At 66.2% G+C, this 2,015-nt stretch carries 1 protein-coding gene and 2 pseudogenes; all 3 read left to right on the forward strand.

The annotated features are described in order from the left end of the window. A pseudogene (locus AC1D0P_RS25175) lies at positions 1–344 on the forward strand (amino acid ABC transporter substrate-binding protein); the annotation flags it as partial. Between the two features lie 88 nt (positions 345–432). Next, a complete protein-coding gene (locus tag AC1D0P_RS25180) occupies positions 433–1,635 on the forward strand; it encodes an amino acid ABC transporter permease (RefSeq protein WP_477679232.1) in 1,203 nt (400 codons plus the stop codon). Positions 1,636–1,638: 3 nt separating this feature from the next. Next, a pseudogene (locus tag AC1D0P_RS25185) lies at positions 1,639–2,015 on the forward strand (amino acid ABC transporter permease); the annotation flags it as partial.

The following is a 2,015-nucleotide window of genomic DNA, read 5'->3' on the forward strand; positions in this document are numbered from 1 at the left end:
GCCCCATGGTGCGCCGCGGTGACGACGAGTGGTTCGCCATCGTCAAGTGGGTGGTGTACGGCCTGGTCGAAGCCGAAGAGTACGGCGTGACCCAGGCCAATGTCGACGCCATGACCAAGGACAGCAAGGACCCCGTGGTCATGCGCCTGACCGGCAGCGGCGAGGACACCGGCAAGCTGTTGGGCCTGGACAAGGAGTGGCTGGTGCGCGCCGTCAAGGCCGTCGGCAACTACGGCGAGATCTTCGAACGCAACGTCGGCCCCAAGACGCCGCTGGCGCTGCCGCGAGGCCAGAACAACCAGTGGAACAAGGGCGGCCAGATGTACGCCATGCCGGTGCGCTGACCTGATCACCTGATTCCGATGCGCTAACGCAACGGGCCGCTCACAACCACACGTTGTCGAGCGGCCCGCTTTTTTGGGTACCCCGTTTATGTCCGAGCACTCCCTGATTCCCCCGCGCCCGGCTCCGGCCCTGCGGCGCAAGGTTTTTTCCTGGCGCAGCAAGCAGGCGCGCGCCATCGTCTACCAGATAGCCGCCGTCAGCCTGATCGTCTTCCTGATCTGGCTGCTGGTCAGCAACACCATGGCCAACATGAAGACCCGCGGCATCCAGAGCGGCTTCGACTTCCTGATGCAACCGGCCGGRTTCGACATCGGCGAAGGCTGGCTCAATTACGACTCCATAGACCCCTACTGGAAAGCCTTCCTGGTCGGGCTGGTCAACACGCTGCGCGTGGCGGTGGTCGGCATCGTGCTGACCTCAACCCTGGGCACCCTGCTGGGCGTGGGCCGCTTCTCGCGCAACGCCCTGGTGCGCGCGCTGTGCTACGGCTACGTGGAGACCTTCCGCAACATCCCGGTGCTGCTGCAACTGCTGATGTGGTACCTGCTGTTCACCGAATACCTGCCGGCCATCGACCAGGCGCTGCACATCGGCAAATGGGTTTACGTCAGCAAGAACGGCCTCTCCTACCCTTCGCCGGTATGGAAGCTGGGCCAGACGCTGGCGCTTGTGGGCGCCCTGGTCGGTGTCGCGGCCAGCGTGTTCTATGCACGTAGCGCGCGCCGGCAGTTCGACCTGACCGGCAAACCGCGGCCGGTGTTCTGGGTGTCTTTGGCGCTGGTCATCGGCGGTGCGCTGCTTGGCTGGCTCGCCGGCGGCGCGCCCAACGAATGGAACATGCCGTTGCTGACCGAGTCGCAGGTCGAAGGCGGCGGGGCACTGTCGCCGGAGTACCTCGCGGTGCTGCTGGGCCTGGTGCTCTACACCTCCGCCTTCGTGGCCGAAGTGGTGCGCGCCGGCATCGCCTCGGTGTCGCTGGGCCAGCATGAGGCCAGCGCCTCGCTGGGCCTGTCGCGCGGCCACTCGATGCGGCTGGTGGTGCTGCCGCAGGCGCTACGGGTCATCATCCCGCCGCTGACCAACCAGTACCTCAACCTCACCAAAAATTCCTCGCTGGCCGTCGCCGTGGGTTACCCGGACCTGGTCTCCATCGCCAACACCTCGCTGAACCAGACCGGCCGGGCCGTGGAGTGCATCGCCATCATCATGCTGATCTACCTGAGCACCTCGCTGGCGACGTCCGGCCTGATGAATTGGTTCAACAGCCGTGCCGCCATCAAGGAGCGCTGAGCGATGAGCAAAACCTTTGTCCCGATCGCAGCCCGCCCCGCCCCCATCAAGATGGAGGGTGTCGGCCCCTGGCTGCGCAACAACCTGTTCTCCAGCATCGGCAATACGGTGATTTCCCTTGTCGTGCTCGCGCTGCTGGCGTGGGCCGCCTCGGGCATCGCGCAGTGGGGCATCTTCCATGCCGTCACCGCGGCCGACCCGGACGCCTGCCAGGCCGCGCGCGGCGTGGGCGCCTGCTGGGGCGTGATCCGCGAAAAGGGCCGCATCATCCTGCTGGGCCGCTACCCGCAGCCCGAACACTGGCGCGCGGAACTCGCCACCCTGCTGCTGTTGGGCCTGGTGGTGGCCAGCTGCGTACGCTGGTTCTGGAAGCCCTGGCT

The sequence above is a fragment of the Polaromonas sp. P1_G2 genome (assembly GCF_056405515.1).